A 215-nucleotide genomic window follows, 5' to 3' on the forward strand; every position below is an offset into this window, starting at 1 on the left:
ATTTCGTAAGGCGTACCGCGACGAATCTTGCGGAAGTTTTCACGAATACGGTCAGATACAACGATACTGTCGTTCAGCGAGTAACCGATTACCGACATCAGTGATGCGACGATAGTCAGGTCAATCTCAATATGGAACAACGACAGGATCCCCAGCGTGATAATCACGTCGTGCGCCAGAGCAATAACCACCCCTGCCGCCAGTCGCCACTCAAA

1 pseudogene is annotated in these 215 nt (G+C 50.7%); it reads right to left on the reverse strand.

Features of this window, described 5'->3' with window-relative positions:
* Positions 1-215: pseudogene (locus FDX22_RS24150) on the reverse strand (protein translocase subunit SecF); the annotation flags it as partial.

The sequence above is a fragment of the Citrobacter sp. TBCS-14 genome (assembly GCF_005280805.1).
GTDB lineage: Bacteria > Pseudomonadota > Gammaproteobacteria > Enterobacterales > Enterobacteriaceae > Citrobacter > Citrobacter gillenii.